Origin of the sequence: Mycobacterium pinniadriaticum, from assembly GCF_026242045.1 — a bacterium.
GTDB classification, from domain to species: domain Bacteria; phylum Actinomycetota; class Actinomycetes; order Mycobacteriales; family Mycobacteriaceae; genus Mycobacterium; species Mycobacterium pinniadriaticum.
This window is the reverse complement of the sequence record NZ_JAPJDO010000005.1, coordinates 252,165-271,427: the sequence shown is the minus strand read 5'-3', so window position 1 is coordinate 271,427 and position 19,263 is coordinate 252,165. Positions and strand designations below refer to the sequence as shown.

Annotated in this window: 24 protein-coding genes; 8 read left to right on the top strand and 16 right to left on the bottom strand. The window is 68.1% G+C overall.

Annotated features, from left to right (window positions below):
• Positions 1 to 15 precede the first annotated feature (15 nt).
• Together ORI27_RS08800 and ORI27_RS08795 are read left to right on the top strand one after the other, a co-directional pair.
• Positions 16 to 480 (top strand): peroxiredoxin, encoded by a 465-nt coding sequence (locus ORI27_RS08800; RefSeq protein ID WP_265996081.1) that lies wholly within the window; start codon positions 16 to 18, stop codon positions 478 to 480.
• A 12-nt stretch (positions 481 to 492) separates the two neighbouring features.
• Positions 493 to 1,290, top strand: coding sequence for an ABC transporter ATP-binding protein (locus ORI27_RS08795; protein ID WP_265996083.1), 798 nt, complete (start codon positions 493 to 495; stop codon positions 1,288 to 1,290).
• Here the strand turns inward: ORI27_RS08795 and ORI27_RS08790 are convergent.
• The 10 genes from ORI27_RS08790 to hisD form a co-directional block, all read right to left on the bottom strand.
• Positions 1,216 to 1,917, bottom strand: coding sequence for a TetR/AcrR family transcriptional regulator (locus ORI27_RS08790; protein WP_265996084.1), 702 nt, complete (start codon positions 1,915 to 1,917; stop codon positions 1,216 to 1,218). The genes ORI27_RS08795 and ORI27_RS08790 overlap by 75 nt on opposite strands.
• Entirely contained in the window at positions 1,910 to 3,163 is a 1,254-nt protein-coding gene (locus ORI27_RS08785) for a cytochrome P450 (protein WP_265996085.1), read from the bottom strand. The genes ORI27_RS08790 and ORI27_RS08785 overlap by 8 nt, the downstream gene beginning before the upstream one ends.
• Before the next feature lie 134 nt (positions 3,164 to 3,297).
• Positions 3,298 to 3,648, bottom strand: a complete 351-nt coding sequence (gene hisI, locus ORI27_RS08780) for a phosphoribosyl-AMP cyclohydrolase (RefSeq protein WP_265996086.1) — start codon at positions 3,646 to 3,648, stop codon at positions 3,298 to 3,300.
• Positions 3,645 to 4,418: an imidazole glycerol phosphate synthase subunit HisF gene (hisF, locus tag ORI27_RS08775; protein ID WP_265996087.1), complete on the bottom strand. Its 774-nt coding sequence runs from the start codon at positions 4,416 to 4,418 to the stop codon at positions 3,645 to 3,647. The genes hisI and hisF overlap by 4 nt, the downstream gene beginning before the upstream one ends.
• Positions 4,418 to 5,236, bottom strand: coding sequence for an inositol monophosphatase family protein (locus ORI27_RS08770; RefSeq protein WP_265996088.1), 819 nt, complete (start codon positions 5,234 to 5,236; stop codon positions 4,418 to 4,420). Before ORI27_RS08770 ends, hisF begins: the two co-directional genes overlap by 1 nt.
• Positions 5,237 to 5,241: 5 nt before the next feature.
• Positions 5,242 to 5,976 (bottom strand): bifunctional 1-(5-phosphoribosyl)-5-((5-phosphoribosylamino)methylideneamino)imidazole-4-carboxamide isomerase/phosphoribosylanthranilate isomerase PriA, encoded by a 735-nt coding sequence (gene priA, locus ORI27_RS08765; RefSeq protein WP_265996089.1) that lies wholly within the window; start codon positions 5,974 to 5,976, stop codon positions 5,242 to 5,244.
• 2 nt (positions 5,977 to 5,978) lie between these two features.
• A complete protein-coding gene (gene hisH, locus ORI27_RS08760) occupies positions 5,979 to 6,599 on the bottom strand; it encodes an imidazole glycerol phosphate synthase subunit HisH (RefSeq protein WP_265996090.1) in 621 nt (206 codons plus the stop codon).
• Complete coding sequence (gene hisB / locus ORI27_RS08755) at positions 6,596 to 7,234, bottom strand: imidazoleglycerol-phosphate dehydratase HisB (protein WP_265996091.1); 639 nt, start codon at positions 7,232 to 7,234, stop codon at positions 6,596 to 6,598. The genes hisH and hisB overlap by 4 nt, the downstream gene beginning before the upstream one ends.
• Positions 7,231 to 8,364, bottom strand: a complete 1,134-nt coding sequence (locus ORI27_RS08750; RefSeq protein ID WP_265996092.1) for a histidinol-phosphate transaminase — start codon at positions 8,362 to 8,364, stop codon at positions 7,231 to 7,233. Before ORI27_RS08750 ends, hisB begins: the two co-directional genes overlap by 4 nt.
• The gene (hisD, locus tag ORI27_RS08745; RefSeq protein WP_265996093.1) at positions 8,361 to 9,689 is read right to left on the bottom strand and encodes a histidinol dehydrogenase; all 1,329 of its coding nucleotides are present in this window, start codon (positions 9,687 to 9,689) and stop codon (positions 8,361 to 8,363) included. Before hisD ends, ORI27_RS08750 begins: the two co-directional genes overlap by 4 nt.
• A gap of 78 nt (positions 9,690 to 9,767) precedes the next feature.
• On the opposite strand from hisD, the gene rhtB reads away from it, so the two are divergent.
• From rhtB to ORI27_RS08725, 4 genes are read left to right on the top strand one after another with little or no spacing between them, the layout of a single operon-like run.
• Positions 9,768 to 10,403: a homoserine/homoserine lactone efflux protein gene (rhtB, locus tag ORI27_RS08740; RefSeq protein WP_265996094.1), complete on the top strand. Its 636-nt coding sequence runs from the start codon at positions 9,768 to 9,770 to the stop codon at positions 10,401 to 10,403.
• Between the two features lie 36 nt (positions 10,404 to 10,439).
• Entirely contained in the window at positions 10,440 to 11,018 is a 579-nt protein-coding gene (locus ORI27_RS08735) for a hypothetical protein (RefSeq protein WP_265996095.1), read from the top strand.
• Positions 11,015 to 12,058 (top strand): PrsW family glutamic-type intramembrane protease, encoded by a 1,044-nt coding sequence (locus ORI27_RS08730; protein WP_265996096.1) that lies wholly within the window; start codon positions 11,015 to 11,017, stop codon positions 12,056 to 12,058. The genes ORI27_RS08735 and ORI27_RS08730 overlap by 4 nt, the downstream gene beginning before the upstream one ends.
• Before the next feature lie 10 nt (positions 12,059 to 12,068).
• Positions 12,069 to 12,482 (top strand): nitroreductase family deazaflavin-dependent oxidoreductase, encoded by a 414-nt coding sequence (locus tag ORI27_RS08725; RefSeq protein WP_265996097.1) that lies wholly within the window; start codon positions 12,069 to 12,071, stop codon positions 12,480 to 12,482.
• 10 nt (positions 12,483 to 12,492) lie between these two features.
• Here the strand turns inward: ORI27_RS08725 and ORI27_RS08720 are convergent, their stop codons facing one another.
• The 4 genes from ORI27_RS08720 to nadA are packed head-to-tail and all read right to left on the bottom strand — an operon-like array spanning position 12,493 to position 16,289.
• On the bottom strand, positions 12,493 to 12,855 hold the full coding sequence (locus ORI27_RS08720; RefSeq protein ID WP_265996098.1) for a VOC family protein: 363 nt from the start codon (positions 12,853 to 12,855) through the stop codon (positions 12,493 to 12,495).
• Complete coding sequence (gene nadC / locus ORI27_RS08715) at positions 12,836 to 13,693, bottom strand: carboxylating nicotinate-nucleotide diphosphorylase (RefSeq protein ID WP_265996099.1); 858 nt, start codon at positions 13,691 to 13,693, stop codon at positions 12,836 to 12,838. The genes ORI27_RS08720 and nadC overlap by 20 nt, the downstream gene beginning before the upstream one ends.
• The gene (locus tag ORI27_RS08710; protein ID WP_265996100.1) at positions 13,690 to 15,252 is read right to left on the bottom strand and encodes an L-aspartate oxidase; all 1,563 of its coding nucleotides are present in this window, start codon (positions 15,250 to 15,252) and stop codon (positions 13,690 to 13,692) included. The genes nadC and ORI27_RS08710 overlap by 4 nt, the downstream gene beginning before the upstream one ends.
• Entirely contained in the window at positions 15,249 to 16,289 is a 1,041-nt protein-coding gene (nadA, locus tag ORI27_RS08705) for a quinolinate synthase NadA (RefSeq protein WP_265996101.1), read from the bottom strand. The genes ORI27_RS08710 and nadA overlap by 4 nt, the downstream gene beginning before the upstream one ends.
• A gap of 48 nt (positions 16,290 to 16,337) precedes the next feature.
• Between nadA and ORI27_RS08700 the strand changes: the two genes are divergently transcribed.
• Positions 16,338 to 17,033: an NUDIX hydrolase gene (locus tag ORI27_RS08700; protein WP_265996102.1), complete on the top strand. Its 696-nt coding sequence runs from the start codon at positions 16,338 to 16,340 to the stop codon at positions 17,031 to 17,033.
• A 46-nt stretch (positions 17,034 to 17,079) separates the two neighbouring features.
• Positions 17,080 to 18,417: a lipase family protein gene (locus tag ORI27_RS08695; protein WP_265996103.1), complete on the top strand. Its 1,338-nt coding sequence runs from the start codon at positions 17,080 to 17,082 to the stop codon at positions 18,415 to 18,417.
• 10 nt (positions 18,418 to 18,427) lie between these two features.
• Here ORI27_RS08695 and ORI27_RS08690 read toward each other — a convergent pair whose 3' ends face one another.
• Both ORI27_RS08690 and bsaP read right to left on the bottom strand, forming a co-directional pair.
• Positions 18,428 to 19,033 carry a DUF2567 domain-containing protein gene (locus tag ORI27_RS08690; protein WP_265996104.1) on the bottom strand — a complete coding sequence of 202 codons (606 nt, stop codon included), beginning with the start codon at positions 19,031 to 19,033 and terminating at the stop codon, positions 18,428 to 18,430.
• The gene (gene bsaP / locus ORI27_RS08685) at positions 19,030 to 19,257 is read right to left on the bottom strand and encodes a biotin synthase auxiliary protein BsaP (RefSeq protein ID WP_265996105.1); all 228 of its coding nucleotides are present in this window, start codon (positions 19,255 to 19,257) and stop codon (positions 19,030 to 19,032) included. The genes ORI27_RS08690 and bsaP overlap by 4 nt, the downstream gene beginning before the upstream one ends.
• Positions 19,258 to 19,263 lie beyond the last annotated feature (6 nt).

Below are 19,263 nucleotides of genomic sequence, written 5' to 3'. Positions count from 1 at the left end.
GTAGCCTGGTCACCCATGAAACGTGGAGACCGGGTTGCGGACTTCGAACTGCCGGACCAGACCGACACTGTGCGCTCGCTGACTCACCTGCTGGCCGACGGGCCGATCGCGCTGTTCTTCTACCCCGCCGCGATGACGCCCGGCTGCACCAAAGAGGCCTGCCACTTCCGCGACCTGGGTGCGGAGTTCGCCGCGGTGGGTGCCAGCCGGGTCGGCATCAGCACCGACCCGGTCGACAAGCAGGCCCGGTTCGCCGACTCGCAGAGTTTCGATTATCCGCTGCTGTCCGACGCCGACGGTGCGGTGGCCACCCAGTTCGGCGTCAAGCGCGGGCTGCTCGGCAAGCTCATCCCGGTCAAGCGCACGACGTTCGTCATCGACACCGACCGCACCGTGCTCGAGGTCATTTCCAGCGAAGTCAACATGGACACCCATGCCGACAAGGCGCTGGAGGTGCTGCGCCAGCGGCAGTCGGCCTGACGGGCGCAGATCTTGGAACCTGTTCTGCGACTGGCGGATGTGACGTTCCGCCGGGACGGCAAGCAGATCATCGATGGCGTCTCACTGACCGTCCAGAGCGGCGAACACTGGGCGCTACTGGGGCCCAATGGCGCCGGCAAGAGCACGCTGCTCGGGTTCTGCGCGGCGGTCACCTTCCCGACCTCGGGTTGTGTCGAGATTCTCGGCGAACGAATGGGCCGGGTGGATCTGGCGGCGCTGCGCCGGTCGATCGGACACGTGAATCCCCGCCACCGGCTGCAGTATTCGCTCACCGTGCGCGAGGTTGTGCTGACCGGCATCACCGCCACCATCGACATTCCGATGCGCTGGACGCCGAGTGCGGCCGAGATCGAGCACGCCCAGGCGATGATCGCCGCGGTGGGCATGACCCGCAAGGCCGACGACGTGTGGCCGACGCTGTCGCAGGGCGAGCGGGGCCGCGCACTCATTGCCCGAGCACTGGTTTCGCAGCCCAGGCTGTTGTTGCTCGACGAGCCGACGACCGGGCTGGACGTCGCCGCCCGCGAGCAGCTACTCGAGACGATCGACACCCTCGACCAGACGCATCCCGACGTCGCGTCGATCCTGGTGACCCATCACCTCGAAGAGCTGCCCACCACCACGACGCACGCGCTGTTGATCGCCGACGGCCGCACCGTGGCCAGCGGCCCGGCCCGCGAGACGATCTCGACCGACAACGTCAGCGCCGCGTTCTCACACCCGATCGCGGTCGGCTACCACGAGGGACGCTGGACGGCCCGGGCCAAGACGACCGCCATCTACGTCTAGACCTCGCTGGTAACCGGTCACCGCCATCAGTCGTGGGTAGAGGATCGCCGGACCGAGCCACCGTGAAAGGAAACGGCGCAGTTCGATTCCCTCCCGCCGGGGCTGCCCGGGATCGGTCAGCAGGGATTGCACGGTGCGTAGCGTCATTTCGGCGAGTTCACGAAGCGCGGCGGTATCAAAACCGTGAAGCCGCCAGTCCACGTCGAAGCGGTGAAAGACCGACAAGCAGAAGGTGATTGCTGTGTCGGACGTCAGCGACGTGACGGCTTCACCCTCGTGACGGCGGGTCAGAAGGCTCTCCAGCTGTGGGTCGCCGGCGAGGTTGTCGATCCCGAACGCCACACTTTCCACGAGGGCGGTGACAGGGTCGGTGAGTCCGCTGACGTGGTCCACGACCTGATCGATGAACCCGTTGACCGTACGCATCGAGCTTGCGATCAGCAGCGCATCAGCATTTGGGAAGTAGCGGTACACCGTCTGGCGAGTGACCCCGAGCCTACGGGCAACATCGGCCAGGCGTAACGCTGATCCGTGTTCGGCGACCACCTCGTCCACCACGTCCAGGATCCGGGCGATCGCCTCCTCGTCCGAGGAGGGGGTGGATCCTGCCCAGCCGCGACTACGCATCCGCCGTCACCAGCACGTCGGCATCGAATTCGATGGGAAGCGTTGTCGGGCCGGTCATCCCCAACACAGATTTCCATGGCGCCGGGCCCACGCGATGAGGTGCCGAGAGGCGGCGAGTGAGGACCGCGAGCGCCTCGGCTAGTTCTCGGCGGGCGAGATTCGCCCCCAGGCAGTAGTGCGCGCCGCCACCGAAGGTCAGAATGGGAGGGACGTCGCGGCGCGCGATGTCGAAGCGGTCAGCGTCGTCATAGATCGCTGGATCGCGGTTGGCTGCAAAGGTGTTCACGAGTACAAAGGTCCCGGCCGGGAACAGGTAGCCACCGAACTCAGCGTCTTCAACCGCGGCGCGCGGCACGATGCAGGCAGCCGGCGAGTGGCGCATGCTCTCCTCGACCGCCTGCATCGCAAGGTCTGGATTGTCGCGCAGCTTCGCCCATTGGTCGGGATGCTCGCAGAGCACCTGCACCGACGCCGCCAGCTGGTTTCGCGTGGTGTCGGTTCCCGCCATCAAGAAACCGGCGACCAGGCCACGTAGTTCCTCAAGATTCAGCCGGTCGCCGCCGCTCTCGGCGCGAATGAGTTCCGACAGCAGATCATCGGCCAGATTGTCGCGACGGGCGGCGACCATGTCGTCGACGTAGGCGTCGAGTTCGCCCCATGCGCGCATGATCTCGGCCTCGTCGAAGCTGGCATCCGGCTGAAAGTTGAGGGCTTTGAAAACCTCCTCGGTCCAGTCGGCGAACAACTGCCAGTCCTCGCGCGGTGCACCCAGCAGCGCGCAGATGATCGGGGTGGGATATTGCCGAGCGATGTCGGAGACGACATCGCACCGTCCGGCGTCGGCCACCCGGTCGATCAGGCCGTTGACGACTTCGTGGATGGTGTCGGAAAGGCGAGACGTCGCGCGCGGAGTGAACGCCTTGGCAACCAGTTTGCGCAACCGAATGTGCGGTGCACCCTCCAGGCCCAGGAGGCTGTTGGCCAACTTGTCGTATAACGGGCCTGACGTGATGCCTTGGGCTGCCAGTGTGATGCCGGGCGGCAGGCAGAATCTGCTGTCCCGCAGCATGTCCCGAGCCAGATCATAGGACAGGATTTCCGGGCCCAGAGGCCCGATGGCGATGGGCGAGCGCGATTGCGCAATTCGAAGATCATCGAAGATGTCGCTCGGTGCGGCGTCGAGGCCGTAGCGGATCGTGGGCAGGCCGGCGTCGAAGACATTCGGGGCGGCATTGGTCATCTTCATTCGAAGTCTCCACATCCAGCTGCTGCGAATCTACGGACATCTATCCGCCAAGTGTATGACCACCGCCGCGACACGTCAAAGCATACCCAGGAAAGATCTGTAAGTCCTCGGTATTGGTCATACGTTTTTGTGAACTACGTCGGCTCAGGTCCCAGCAACTGGTCGGCGTCGAAGCAGCTGTGATCGCCGGTGTGGCAGGCCCCGCCGACCTGGTCGACCTCCAGCAGCACCGCATCGCCGTCGCAGTCCAGCCGCACCGAATGCACGTGCTGGGTGTGCCCGGAGGTGGCGCCCTTGACCCAATATTCACCACGCGAGCGCGAGTAGTAGGTGGCTTCCCGGGTTTCCAGCGTGCGGGCCAGCGCCTCGTCGTCCATCCAGGCCACCATCAGCACGGCGCCGGTGCCGCGCTCCTGCGCAATCGCCGCGAACAACCCGTTGGTGTCGCGCTTGAGCCGCTCGGCGATGCCGGGGTCCAGGCTCATCGGACGGTAATCCCCTCGGCGGCCATCGCGGCTTTCACCTCACCGATGCTGAGTTCGCGGAAGTGGAAGACGCTGGCCGCCAGCACAGCATCGGCGCCCGCCGCCACCGCGGGCGCGAAATGCTCCACCGCACCCGCGCCGCCGCTGGCGATCACCGGCACCGTGACGGCTTTGCGCACCGCCCGCAACATCGCCAGATCGAAACCGGCCTTGGTGCCGTCGGCGTCCATCGAATTCAGCAGGATCTCGCCGACGCCGAGTTCGGCTCCGCGCGTTGCCCATTCGACCGCATCGATGCCGGTCCCCTGCCGTCCGCCGTGGGTGGTGACCTCCCAGCCGGACGGGGTGGGCTCCGCTCCGGCCGGTACCGTGCGGGCGTCCACCGACAACACGATGCACTGGGAGCCGAACTGCCGGGACAGTTCGGCCAGCAGCTCCGGGCGCGCGATCGCGGCGGTGTTCACCGACACCTTGTCCGCGCCCGCGCGCAGCAGGGCGTCGACATCGGCGACCGAACGTACGCCGCCGCCCACGGTGAGCGGGATGAAAACCTGCTCGGCGGTGCGGCGCACGACGTCGAGCATGGTGGCCCGCCCCGATGAGGACGCCGTGACGTCCAGGAAGGTCAACTCGTCAGCGCCCTCGGCATCGTAGGCGGCGGCGAGTTCGACGGGATCGCCCGCGTCACGCAGGTTGTCGAAGTTGACCCCCTTGACCACCCGGCCGGCGTCGACGTCCAGGCAGGGAATCACACGTACCGCGACGTCCATTACAGGTAGTCCTCCGGTGAGCCGACCCTGTCCAGGATCTCCATCAGGTGGTCGTGCACGCCGGGCGCGGCGGCCAGCGCCGACCGCGACGCCGGTGTCCACGGCTGGCCGGACAGGTCGGTGACGATCCCGCCGGCGGCACGCACCAGCGCCACCCCCGCGGCGTGATCCCAGATGTGGTGGCCGAAGCTGATGGCCGCGCCCATGATCCCGACTGCCACGTAGGCGATGTCGATACCGGTGGCGCCGTGCATCCTCAGCTTCGAACAGACCCGGCTCACGTTCTCCAACACGGCCAACCGGTAGCGGCCCGGGAACCGTCCCCGCCAGTCGACGTTGAACGTGCCGATCCCGATGACGCACTGCCCGATTTCGCCGCGCCTGATCGGGGGCTGGGCCACTCCGTTGTAGTACACCGGTCCACCGACCACGGCGCTGTAGCGCTGGTCGGTGAACGGCAGCCAGGTCAGCCCGGCGACCGGCTCGCCGTCACACAGCAGGCCCAGCAGGATCGCGGCCATCGGTGAGCCCGCGGCGTAATTGAAAGTGCCGTCGATCGGGTCGAGAACCCACACCAAAGGTGAATCGATGGCGGCGCCGCCGAATTCCTCTCCGTGCACGCCGATGCCGGTGGCCGACTCCAATGCTTGGACCACCTGGCGCTCGATGGACAGATCCACCTCGGTGGCGAAGTCGTTGCCCTTCTTCTGCACCGCGGACTCGGCGCGATGCCCGGCAATGAACGGTTTGGACGCCTCGTCCAAGATCACCGCCGCCTGGGCCACCAGGGCCTCGAAATCCGGAGACTGCACGGCCATCGGCGTTACTGGCTCACCGCGGCCAGCGCCTCCGGCAGCGTGAATCGTCCCGCGTACAGCGCCTTTCCGACTATCGCGCCCTCGACACCGCTACCGGTCAGGGTTGCGATGGCGCGCAGGTCATCCAGGCTGGACACCCCGCCGGAGGCGATCACCGGCGCATCGGTGCACTCGGCCACACCCTCCAGCAGGTCGAGGTTCGGGCCGGTGAGCGTGCCGTCCTTAGTCACGTCGGTGACGACGAACCGCGAGCAGCCTTCGCTGTCGAGGCGTTCCAGGACATGCCACAAGTCGCCGCCGTCGGTCTCCCAGCCCCGGCCGCGCAGCCGGTGCTCGCCCTCCACGATCTGCACATCAAGTCCCACGGCTACCTTGTCGCCGTACTCGGCGATCGCCGCCGCGCACCACAGCGGGTTCTCCAGCGCCGCGGTGCCGATGTTCACCCGCGCGCAGCCGGTGGCCAAGGCCGCCTTGAGCGAATCGTCGTCGCGGATCCCGCCGGAGAGTTCGACTTTCACATCGAGCGCGCCGACCACTTCGGCGAGCAGCTCACGGTTGGACCCGCGGCCGAACGCGGCGTCGAGATCCACCAGATGGATCCATTCGGCACCGTCACGCTGCCAGGTCAGCGCCGCGTCCAGCGCCGAGCCGTAGTCGGTCTCGCTGCCGGCCTTACCCTGCACCAGACGCACCGCCTTGCCGTCGACGACGTCGACGGCAGGAAGAAGAATCAGTGGCACTCTTACAGCCCCTCAACCCAATTCGCGAGCAGCGCCGCCCCGGCGTCACCGCTCTTCTCCGGATGAAATTGTGTCGCCGACAATGCACCGTCCTCGACGGCGGCCAGGAACCGCACGTGGTGGGTGGCCCAGGTCAGCAGCGCATCGGGTGCGCCCTCCCACTTCTGTGCGGCATAGGAATGCACGAAATAGAACCGGGTGTCGGCATCGAACCCCTTGAACAGCATGCTGCCCGGCGCGGCTTCGACGACGTTCCAGCCCATATGCGGGATCACCGGCGCGTCGAGCCGGGTGACCGATCCCGGCCACTGGCCGCAGCCGGTCGATTCCACCCCGAACTCCACGCCCCGGGCGAACAGGATCTGCATGCCCACGCAGACCCCGAGCACCGGCCGGCCCGCGGCCACCCGCTCGGCGATGATCCGCTCGCCACCGATTCCACGCAGTCCGGCCATACAGGCCTCGAACGCGCCGACGCCGGGAACGACCAGGCCGTCGGCGCTGCGCGCCTGATCCGCGTCGGCGGTCACCTCGACGTCGGCCCCGACTCGCTCCAACGCCCGCTGCGCGGAGCGCAGATTGCCCGAGCCGTAGTCCAGGACCACGACCGATCTCTTTGTCACAGTGAGCCTTTGGTGGATGGCACGCCCGACACCCGGGGGTCGGGTTCGACGGCCTGCCGCAGCGCACGGGCCACCGCCTTGTATTGCGCCTCGGTGATGTGGTGCGGATCGCGGCCGTAGATGGTGCGCACATGCAGCGAGATGCGAGCGTTGAAGGCCAGCGATTCGAACACGTGCCGGTTGACCACCGTGTGGTAAGGCACGCTGGAACCGGCGATGGTGAAGTCGACCATGTAGTCCGGTTCACCGGTGTGCACGAAGTACGGCCGGCCGGACACGTCGACCGCGGCGTGGGCCAGCGTCTCGTCCATCGGAATGAAGGCGTCGCCGAAACGGCGGATGCCCTTCTTGTCGCCGAGGGCCTGCCCCAACGCGGTACCGAGCACGATCGCGGTGTCTTCGATCGTGTGGTGGCCCTCGATGTCGACGTCACCTTGGGCCGAGATGGCCAGGTCGAAGCTGGCGTGCGTGCCCAGCGAAGTCAGCATATGGTCGAAGAACGGCACGCCGGTGTGCACGCTGACGTCCCCGGTGCCGTCGAGGTCGAGGTCGACGACGATGTCGGACTCGCGGGTCTTGCGCTCGACCCTGGCCCGGCGGGTGGACGTGGCCGTCGAAACGGGCGAAGTGGTCATGTCGCTCCTATGTGGACCGGTTCAGCGGCGGCCAGCCGTGCACTGGCGGCCAGGAAGGCGTCGTTCTCCTCGGCCAATCCGATTGTGGTGCGAAGGTATCCACCGATCCCGACATCGCGGATCAGGACACCGTCGTCGAGGTAGCGCCGCCAGGCCGCCGGAGCGTCGGCGAACTCGCCGAACAGGACGAAGTTGGCGTCACTGGGAATCACCCGGAACCCCAATTGCCTCAGGGCGGCGCTGACCCGCTCCCGTTCGGCGATCAGCGTCGCGACACTGGCCAGGGTGTCGTCGGCGTGGCGCAGGGCGGCGCGGGCGGCGGCCTGGGTGACCACCGAGAGGTGATAGGGCAACCGCACCAGCAGCACGGCGTCGATGATCGCCGGCGCCGCGATCAAATAGCCCAACCGGCCGCCGGCGAAGGCGAACGCCTTGCTCATGGTGCGGGTGACGACCAGCCGGTTCGGATACTCGTCGATCAGCGCGATCGCACTGGGCTGGCTGGAGAACTCGCCGTAGGCCTCGTCGACGATCAGGATGCCGTGTTCCATCGCATCCAGCAGCCGGCGCAGATCGGCCAGCGGAATGCTCTGTCCGGACGGATTGTTCGGGCTGGCCACGAACACCACGTCGGGGCCGCGGTCGGCGATGGCCGCGACCGCCGTCTCGACGTCAAGGCTGAAATCGGCCGCGCGCACCGACTCGACCCACTCGGTCTGCGTGCCGTCGGAGATGATCGGGTGCATCGAGTACGACGGCACGAAGCCGATCGCGCGGCGCCCCGGCCCGCCGAAGGCCTGCAGCAGTTGCTGCAGGATCTCATTGGATCCGTTCGCCGCCCAGAGATTTTCGGTATGCACTTCGACACCGGTCTGAGCCCGTAGGTACGCCGCCAGGTCGCGGCGCAACTCGACGGCGTCCCGGTCGGGGTAGCGGTGCAGATCGGCGGCGGCGGCCTGGACCGACCGCGTGACGTCCTCGATCAGCGCCGGGCTCGGCGGGTGTGGGTTCTCGTTCGTGTTCAGCCGCACCGGCACGTCGAGTTGCGGTGCGCCGTATGGGGATTTCCCGCGCAGGTCCGCACGCAGCGGCAGGTCTGCCAGTGTGATCCGGGCGCCGGGGATGCTCATCTCTCGAACCTCCGCCGGACCGCTTCGCCGTGCGCCGGCAGGTCCTCGGCCTTCGCCAGGGTGATCACGTGCCCGGAGACGTCTTTCAGGGCCGCCTCGGTGTAGTCGACGACGTGGATACCGCGCAGGAAGGTTTGCACCGACAACCCGCTGGAGTGCCTCGCGCAGCCCGCGGTCGGCAGCACGTGGTTGGACCCCGCGCAGTAGTCACCCAGGCTGACCGGCGACCACGGCCCGACGAAGATCGCCCCGGCAGCACGGATACGCCCGGCAACCTCGTTGGCGTCGGCGGTCTGGATTTCCAGATGCTCGGCGGCATAGGCGTTGACGACACGCACTCCGGTGTCGACGTCGTCGACCAGCACGATTCCCGACTGGCGCCCACGCAGCGCCTCGGTGACCCGCTCCCGGTGTTTGGTGGTGGTCAGTTGCACGGCGAGTTCGGTGTCGGTGGCCTCGGCCAGCGCCGTGCTGTCGGTCACCAGCACGCTGGCGGCCATCACATCGTGCTCGGCCTGGCTGATCAGGTCGGCCGCGACGTGTACCGGGTCGGCGGTGTAATCGGCCAGTATCGCGATCTCGGTGGGGCCGGCCTCGGCGTCGATGCCGACCTGTGAACGGCAGATCCGCTTGGCTGCGGTGACATAGATGTTGCCCGGCCCGGTGATCATGTCGACCGGCGCCAGTTCAGCGCCATCGGTGTCAGTTCCGCCGTAGGCGAGCAGCGCCACGGCCTGTGCACCGCCGACCGCCCACACCTCGTCGACCCCGAGCAGGGCCGCCGCCGCCAGGATCGTCGGGTGCGGCAGGCCACCGTGTTCCGCTTGCGGTGGGCTGGTGATCACGAGTGAGTCGACCCCGGCGGCCTGAGCGGGTACCACGTTCATCACCACGCTGGACGGATAGACGGCGTTGCCGCCCGGCACGTACAGGCCCACCCGTTCCACCGGTACCCAGCGCTCGGTGACCGAGGCGCCGGAATCGAACAACGTGGTGATATCGGTGCGACGCTGGTCGGCGTGCACGGCGCGGGTGCGATCGATCGCCACCTCAAGCGCGGCTCGCACGTCCGGATCGAGCTCGGCAAGGGCAGCGGCAAGGCGCTTGGCGGGCACGCGCACGGTCTGGGGCCGTACCCCGTCGAACTGCTCGCCGTATTCCAGCGCCGCGATGGCGCCGCGCTCGGCCACCTCGTCGACGATCGGCCGGACCTTGGGCACCACGGCGTCGACGTCTACGCCGCCGCGCGGCAGCGCCGCCCGCAGCGCAGCGGTGGTCAGGATTCGACCGCGCAGGTCGATCCGGTTCATGGCGAAGCTGGTCATCGGTTCAATTGTCCCCGATCGGTCCACCCGAATAAAAATCGATTGAGCGGCGGTCTCCGCTGCCCGGATACTGCGGTCATGCAATGGGAGCTGTGGCTGGCCTTCGTGGGCGCCGCGATCGCCATCAGTGTCTCGCCCGGCGCCGGTGCCATCCAGTCGATGGCGACCGGCCTGTCGTACGGTCTGCGCCGCGGCTACTGGAGCATCACCGGGCTTCAGATCGGCCTGATGATGCAGCTGGCGGCGGTCGCCGTGGGGTTGGGCGCGGCGGTGGCACAGTCGGTGGTCGCGTTCACGGTGGTGAAGTGGATCGGGGTCGTCTACCTGGTGTATCTGGCCGTCCGCCAGTGGCGCAGCAAGCCCTTTGAACTGGACCAACAGGTCAAAGCTGAGACCGGCGCGGGACGGCTGAACCTGTTGGTGCGCGGCTGCCTGGTCAACGTGACCAACCCCAAGGGTTTGGTGTTCCTGCTCGCGGTGCTGCCCCAGTTCGTCGTCCCGACCGCTCCGCTACTCCCCCAATACCTGGCCATCGGCGCCACCATGGTGGTCGTCGACCTGGTGGTGATGGGCGCCTATACGGGGCTCGCGGCCCGGCTGCTGGGCTGGCTGCGCACACCCCGCCAGCAGACCGCCCTCAACCGGACCTTCTCGGGACTGTTCGCCACCGCCGCGGTGGTGCTGTCGCTGGTCCGCCGCGGAGCGGCGGCATGAGGAACTAGTGTTTGCCCCGAAAGGGGTCACCACGCCGTGTCCTTCAGCCCGACCGACGAGCTCAGGCCTGTGCCCCGGCGCTCACTCACGCAGAAGCCGGCGGCGCTGGTCATCGGTGCGCTGATGCTCGCCGTGCCACTGGTGCCGATGATCGCGGACGCGACGCTGCCGCCGCGACAGTGGAACCCGGCGGAACCGAGCGCCGAAGAGCTCACCGCGGTCACCGAGGACGGAGACGTCGTCGTCATCGAGACCCCGCAGGGCTGGGAGGCGCTGGACGGCGGTGACAGCGCGGTGCTCCGCCACGACGGCGCCGCCGTGTACGTCGACGTGTACGACCGCGGTGATCGCGATCCCGATGCCGTCGCCGAGCGGCTGATCCGACAGCACCGCATCCAGGGCATCACCTCCGCACTCGACGGCGGCACCATCGAGTTGCCGGACGGCACCTTGACCGGAGACACCTGCGTCGTCGTCACGGCATCCGCGACGGGCACCTGTGCCTTCCTGCACGACGACGACGTCATCGTCTCCGTGCTGTCCCTGGCCGAACCCGGCCAGCCGGCACCCCCGATCAGCCAGGTTCTCGAGCTTTTCAGCCGGAGACAACAATGACCGCCGAGCTGCGCCCGGCAGTGATCTACCGGCCCGAATCGGCGATGTTCTGGCTCTACGTCATCGCCCTGCTCGCCGGGATCCTGGGCCTGCTGGTCGGAGACGGCGGCGCCATCCACGAGACGATGGCGGCCCACCTGGCACTCGCCCCGGTGTGGTTGGCGTTCATCGTGTTTCTGGTCTGGCTGATGTACAAGTTCGACCCCTACCGCAGTGTCCGCCGATACCCGCAGGCCCTGGTAGCCGGCAGCGCACTGGGCGGTACGACGGCGATGGTGATGTCCGCCAACGGCAACACCGCGCTGGGCGAGGTGCTGGCCCGCTACATAGACCCCGGCACGCTCAGCGCGTGGCAGGCCGCGCTCACGGCGCCGGTCATCGAGGAAGCCGCAAAAGCACTGTGCGCCTCGGTCATCCTGATGCTCTGCTTCCGGGTCTTCAATCGGATTCCGCAGGCTCTGCTGGTTGGAATGTTCGTCGGATTCGGATTCGACATCGTCGAGGACCTGACCTACGCCACCAACGAAGCATTGAACAGCCTGGATTCCGACCTGCTCGGCGCGGGCGGCAACCTGATGGTGCGGATCCTCACCGCGATCCCGGCACACTGGGCCTACACGGGGCTGGTGACCGTGGGCGTGCTGGTGTTGTTGCCGACCTTCGCCGACCGTTCGAGCTGGAGTTGGCGACGGCGGGTGGGCGTGGCCGTGCCGTTGCTGGCCGCCGGACCGTTCATGCATTTCATCTGGAACGCCCCGGTCCCCGACATCCTGAGCAAGTTCGCGATCAACATCACGGTGTTCGGCGTCGCCGTCGCACTGTTGATGCGCTACCAACGCCGCCGACTGGTCGCCCTCATCGCTGCCGCGAGAACCGACGGTCGGCTGTCCGGGGTCGATCCCGGGCTGCTCGATTCACTGCCGTCCGCGCGGGGGCGGCGCCAACTCCGCCGGGAGGCCGGGCGTTCGGGTGGCCGCGCCGCCCGAAAAGCCGCCAAGTACCGGCAGCGAGCGGCGCTCGACCTGCTGCAGGTCGTATAGATTTGCCACTATGTCGACCAAGGATCATCCGAACAACGCCCCGGGCGTGCCGATGAGGTTTCCGGTGTGGTTCGAGAACTTTCAGATCAAGTATTTCAACCCGGCAGTGAAGCCGCTGGCCAAGTACATGCCGGGCATGTCGGTCATCTCCCACCGCGGCCGCACGTCGGGCAAGCAGTACGAAACGGTGGTCTCCGCCTACCGCCAGGGTGACACCCTGGCCATCCTGCTGGGCCACGGCAAGACCAACTGGGTGAAGAACATCCTGGCTTCCGGCGAGGCCGACATCCGCCTGGGCCGCCACAACCTGCATCTGGTCAATCCGCGTGTGGTGCCCGCGGGCACCGATGATCCGTCGCTGCCCCGGATCGCCCGCGCTGGTGTCAAGCGCGGCGTCGGCGCTTTCGTGGCCGATATCGCCTGAACGCGAACGCCTAGGTCTCCGGTATCAGGTTCGTGATGCAGAACGGGTGACCCGCGGGGTCGATCAGCACCCGCCAGTTGTCCGGTTGGGGCTGCACCGGCGCCTTCGTCGCCCCGAGCCCGACGATGCGGTCTTCCTCCGCGTCGAGATCGGAGACCGCCAGTTCCAGATGGATCTGCTTCGGAACCGGGCCGTCGGGCCAGTCCGGTGCGCGATGGTCGGCGACTTTCTGCAGGGTCAGCAGCACCGCGGCGCCCTTGAGGGCGACGAAGTCCGGCGTGGAGAACATCTCCTCCAGGCCCAGCGTCTCCCGATAGAACCCGGCGAGTGCGACCGGATCGGCGCAACGCCTCCTAGAGATCAAGGCCGACATCGAGGACCCGCACCGAGTGGGTCAACGCGCCGACGGCCAGGTAATCCACGCCGGTGCCAGCGTATTCCGCGGCGCTGTCCAGGCTGAGCCCGCCCGAGGATTCCAGCAGCACCCCCGGCGCGTTCGCATCTCGGCGCTGGACGGCGATCTGGGTCTGCCAGATCGGGAAGTTGTCCAGCAGGATCAATTCGACATCCTCGGCGAGGACTTCATCGAGCTGCTCGAGGGTGTCCACCTCGACCTCGCACGGCAAGCTGGGCGCGGCCGAGCGCACGGCCCGCAGCGCGGCGACGACCGACCCGGCGGCCGCGACGTGGTTGTCCTTGATGAGCGCGGCATCGCCCAGCCCCATCCGGTGATTGACGCCACCGCCGACCCGGACCGCGTACTTCTGCAGCGCCCGTAGGCCCGGCAGCGTCTTGCGGGTGTCGCGGATCCGGGCTCCGGTGCCTTCGACGGCGTCTACCCAGGCCGCGGTGGCGGTCGCGATCCCGGACAGGTGGCACACCAGGTTGAGCAGGGTTCGTTCGGCGGTCAGCAGCCCGCGGGTCGGCGCCTCTACCCGCAACAGCGCCGCGCCGGCGTCCAGCCGGGTGCCGTCGTCGACACGGTCGAGGATCCGGTAGCCGTCGGCGCCGAGCACCTCGTCGAGAACCAGCAGCGCCACATCGATCCCGGCGGCCACCCCCGGCTCACGGGATATCAACGACGCGATCGTGGTGGCGTCCTCGGGCACCGTGGCCAGTGTGGTGACGTCGGGACCGTAGCGCAGATCCTCGTCGAGACCGCGGCGGATGGTGATGGCGGCTTCCGCCAGTTCGTCGCCGGTGAGTTTCACTGCGCGCACACCGCGGCGTGGTCACCGTACAGAGTGCGGCTGACGGCCTGGGCCGGATCGGTGTCGGGATGGTCGCGGCGATGGTGGCAGCCACGGGATTCGTTGCGGGCCAACGCCGCCGCCGCCACCGCGCGCGCGGACACCGTCAGGGCGACGTCCTCGGCATCGCCCCGGGTGGTCATGCGCCGCGGTGTCGCCTCACCGAGGGTGTCGGCGAGACGCTGGAGACCGGCCCCGTCGCGAACCACCGACGCCCACCGGGTCATCGCGGTCTGCAATACCCGCCGGTCGAGCGCGGTATGTTGGCGCTCTTCGATTTTCGCCACCGGCGCGCCGGCACCGCGGGCCTGCTCGGCAGCCATCCGGCCGGCGCGACCACCCACCACCAAGCCTTCCAACAGGCTGTTGGAAGCCAGTCGGTTGGCGCCGTGCATCCCGGTGCGAGCCACCTCACCCGCGGCGAACAGCCCCGGCAGATCGGTACGGCCGTGCACATCGGTGACGACACCGCCGCAGCTGTAGTGGGCGCCGGGAACGACGGGGATCGGCTCTCGGGTGGGGTCGATGCCGGCGGCCCGGCAGGCGGCCGTCACCGTTGGGAAGCGTTCGGCCAGGCCTTTGACACCGCGTGCGTCCAAATACACGCAGTGGTCCCCCGTTTCGTGCAGGCGCGCCTCGATGGCCGCCGCGACGACATCGCGCGGGGCGAGATCGCCCATCGGGTGGTGCGTCGTCATCGCCTCGCCCCGGGAATCGCGCAGCAGGGCCCCCTCGCCGCGCAGCGCCTCGGTGATCAGCGGGCGGCGGCCGGAACCGTCGCGGTCATACAGCATCGTCGGATGGAACTGGACGAATTCGAGGTCGGCGACGCCCACGCCGGCCCACAGCGCCAGCGCGATGCCGTCGCCGGTGGAACCTTCCGGGTTCGTGGTCGCGCGGTACAGGTGTCCCAAACCGCCGGTGGCGAGGATGACCGACGGCGCATGCACGATCCCCACGCCGTCACCGTTGCGGACCAGCACCCCGGTGATCGCCGAACCATCGTGAAGGACCTGCAGTGCAACGTGATTGCGGCGGATGTCCAGGGTGCCGGCGGCGTGATCGAGGGCGCGCTGGACCTCGGCGCCGGTGGCGTCGCCGCCGGCATGGATGATCCGGCGGCGGGAATGGCCGCCTTCCCTGGTGAGCGCCCATTGCCCGGGGCCGCTCTCGTCGAATCGGGCTCCGTCGTCAACCAGGTCTGCCACCGCGCGATAGCCGTCGGCGACGATCGAGCGCACCGCATCGGGTTCACACAGCCCGGCACCGGCGCTCAGGGTGTCCTGGACGTGGGCTTCCACGGAATCGTCGGTGTAGGGCAGCACCACCGCGATACCGCCCTGGGCGTAGAACGTCGCGGTGTCCGGCGCCTTGCTCAAAACAACTGTGCGACTGCCTTTTCGGTGTGCGGCCAGAGCTGCGGCAAGGCCGGCGACGCCAGTTCCGACGACGACCACGTCGGCGCGTTGCTGCCAGTCCACCCCGGCGCTGTTGGCACCGCAGGCGAAGCGACGGGTCATTCGCCGCCGCCGGGCTGACCGATCTCGATCATCCGCGAAACGCTGGCGCGGGCGAGTCGGGCGGTGCCCGGATCGACGTCGACCTCGTCGGCCCCGTCGACCAAGCAGCGCAGCAGTGCGGCGGGGGTGATCATCTTCATGTACTTGCACGATGCCCGGTCGTTGACGGCTTGGAAGTCGATACCCGGTGCGGCGCGGCGCAGTTGGTGCAGCATGCCGACCTCGGTCGCGACGAGCACCTGCTTGGCGTGCGAGGCTCTGGCAGCGTCGAGCATGCCACCGGTGGATAGGATCTTGACCCGGTCGGCCGGAACGGCGCCTTCACCGGCGAGGTACAACGCCGATGTGGCGCAACCGCATTCGGGGTGCACGAACAATTCGGCATCGGGGTGGCTGCGGGCCTGGTCGGCCAGCTCGTCGCCGTTGATACCCGCATGCACGTGGCATTCGCCGGCCCAGACGTGCAGGTTCGCGCGGCCGGTCATCCGCCGGACATGGGCGCCCAGGAACTGGTCGGGGCAGAACAGCACCTCACGGTCGGCGGGAATGGAAGCCACCACCTCGACGGCGTTGGACGAGGTGCAGCAGATGTCGGTGAGCGCCTTCACCGCGGCGGTGGTGTTGACATAGGACACCACGACCGCCCCGGGGTGCTCGTCTTTCCAGGCCTGCAACTCCTCGGCGGTGATGGAGTCGGCCAGTGAGCAGCCGGCGCGCTGATCGGGGATCAGCACGGTCTTCTCCGGGGACAGGATCTTGGCGGTCTCGGCCATGAAATGCACACCGCAGAACACGATGGTTTCCTCGGCGGCCTCGGCCGCGATCCGGGACAGCGCCAGCGAGTCGCCGACATGGTCGGCGACATCCTGAATGGCCGGCAGCTGGTAGTTGTGCGCCAGGATGGTTGCGTTGCGCAAGCCGGCCAGGCGGCGGACCTCGGCGGCCCATTCCTCGTCGCCGTCCACACCGGCGAAGCCACCGGGCCCGTCGGTGATGCGGTCGACGAGGCCACTGTCGGCACGATCCAGGACGGTCATTTCCGCCTCCTGTCTTGCTTTGGAGGTTTTCGACTTACAATCGAAAACATGAGCCATACTAGCACTGAACACGAAGTGCTTGCCGTCGTATTCCAGGTTGGCGACGTCAGCTCGCGTAAACCCGCCCTTAACGTGCTGTTATGGCAACGCGCCCTGGAGCCGGAGCGCGGCAAGTGGTCACTGCCCGGCGGCAGGCTGCGCACCGACGAAGACCTGACCAGCTCGGTGCGACGCCAGCTGGCCGAGAAGGTCGACGTACGTGAGATCGCCCACTTGGAGCAACTCGCCGTCTTCTCCGATCCGGGCCGGTTGCCGGGCGAGGTTCGCACGATCGCGTCGACGTTCCTCGGCCTGGTGCCATCGGTCGCCACCCCGGAACTACCGCCGGACACCCGCTGGCATCCGGTGAACGCGCTGCCGGCGATGGCCTTCGACCACGGCCCGATGGTGGAGTACGCCCGAACCCGGCTGGTTGCCAAACTCTCCTACACCAACATCGGATTTGCCCTGGCTCCAACAGAATTCGCGCTCTCGACGTTGCGCGACATCTACGGCGCCGCGCTCGGCTATCAGGTCGACGCCACCAATCTGCAGCGGGTGCTCGTCCGTCGCGGCGTCATCACGCCGACCGGCACCACCGCCCATCCGGGCCGCACCGGCGGACGGCCCGCGGCCCTGTATCGCTTCACCGATTCCCAGATCCGGGTGACCGACGAGTTTGCTGCATTACGGCCGCCAGGGTGAGTCGGATTGGATTCTTAGATCCTTCTTAAGGTATGAATGACGGGCAATGCATCCGGTTGGCACCGCCGGGGCGCCACGCCCCGAATGGATCGGCCGCGCCCCGCACGAGGAGCTCGAGCGCGGCGCGCATCCCCTGCTGCCGGCCGAGGACCCGTTCTACGAACCGCCGGAAGGCTTCGAACACGCCGAACCGGGCACCGTGCTGCGGTCGCGCGAGGTCGAACTGGGCTTCCTCGGACTGATCCCCCAGCGGGTCAGCGCCACCCAGCTGCTGTATCGCACCACCGACCACAACGGGCTTCCTCAGGTCACCGTCACCACGGTCCTCATCCCCACCGGGCACACTCCCGACCAGGTCCGCAACGTCGTGTCCTACCAGTGCGCGATCGACGCGGTGGCCTCGCGCTGCTTCCCGTCGTATGCGATGCGCCGGCGCGCCAAGGCCGTCGGCTCCATCGCACAGCTCGAATACCTACTGGTCGCGGCCGCACTGGCCGAAGGCTGGGTGGTGTCCGTTCCGGACCACGAGGGACCCGACGGGATGTGGGGCGCCCCCTATGAACCCGGCTACACCGTCCTGGACGGGTTGCGGGCCGTGCTCGGCTTCACCCGGTTCGGCCTGAGCGCGGACACCCAGATCGGGCTGTGGGGCTACTCGGGCGGCGGGCTGGCCAGCGCGTGGGCGGCCGAGATGCACGCCGAGTACGCACCCGAACTCAACATCGTCGGCGCGGTGCTCGGATCACCGGTCGGCGACCTGGGCAACACCTTTCGCCGGCTCAACGGCTCCTATCTGGCCGCGCTACCCGCCCTGGTGGTGTCCGCGCTGGCCAAGACCTACCCCGACCTCAACCGGGTCATCGAGGAACACGCCACCTCCGACGGCCTGGCGCTGCTGAAGCGTCTCGAGCGGATGACCACGGCCGAGGCGATCATCCGGCTGTTCCGGACCGACATGGACGACCTGGTGCATCCACCGCTGGACGACATCCTGGCGATGCCCGAGGTGCAATACGTCTTCGACAACATCAAACTCGGCAAGGCGGTGCCCGACCTGCCGGTGCTGATCGTGCAGGCGGTGCACGACTCGGTGATCGCCGTCGACGACATCGACACCCTGGCGCACACCTATTCCGCGGGCGGCGCCCGGGTGACCTACCACCGCGACATGTTCAGCGAGCACATGCTGCTGCACCCGATGTCGGCCCCGATGACGCTGCGCTGGCTGACCGACCGGTTCGACAAGCGCCCCCTCGAGGAGCACACGGTGCGCACCAAGTGGCCGACGCTGCTCAACCCGATGACCTATGCCGGCATGTGGCGCCTGGGCGGGATCGTCGCCCGCGTGGTGTCGGGCGGGCGGGTTCCACTGCGCCCTCTTTGAGGGGCCAGCTCTAGGTCGACGCAATCCCCACCGGTACGCGTTCCACCGGCGGCAGGGCCCCGAGATCGTCGCGCGGCGTGGCCACCGCCATCAGGGCGTAGGTGAGCGCACCCACCGCGGCCGGGAACAACAGCGTCGTCGCCACCTGCAGTGCGCCGCGGGCGAAGAACACCGGCGGTGCTTCGGAGTAGTAGAAGACCCGGTTCTGCGGTGTGACCGGGGCGGTGTCGAACGGCACCGGGCCGTAGTGCCAGTGCACGAGTGCCGCACCGACAGCGGCGGCGGCGCCCGCGGCGACCACCAGACCCACCCACAGCGCCGTCGCGATCAGCGGTCCGCGGACCGAACGCCATTGCCACACCAGCACGGCTGCCACGATCGCCATCGAGGTCAGCAACCCGATCAGCATCGCCGCCGACACGAACAGGTGATCGGATTCGCTGCCCAGGTAGGTCTGCACCCGCTGGCCGGACCGGGTCAGGGCGATCACGCCGTGCGCCGGCGGCGCCATCCACGACCACAAGACACCGACCGCGGCACCGGCCAGCGCCAAGCCGACCACCACGATGCCGGCCGCACGACCTCGCGAAAATCGCTGCTGCTGTTCAGGGTTCATCGCTGCACCTCGATGTCGTGGGAATCGACGCGACCATGCCGCGCACACTTGGCCCACCAGCCGTCGGGACGCACCTGCACCACCATCCGGCGCCCGCACTCCGCGCAGAACCGGGGCGGCTCGAGCCCCAGCTGGGCAGCCGTGGGCACTACGCTGCCGGCCGGTCCGCCGGTGTAGACGTTGTAGATTCCCGCTCCGACCGGCGCGGGCAATTGTTCGACCATCACCTG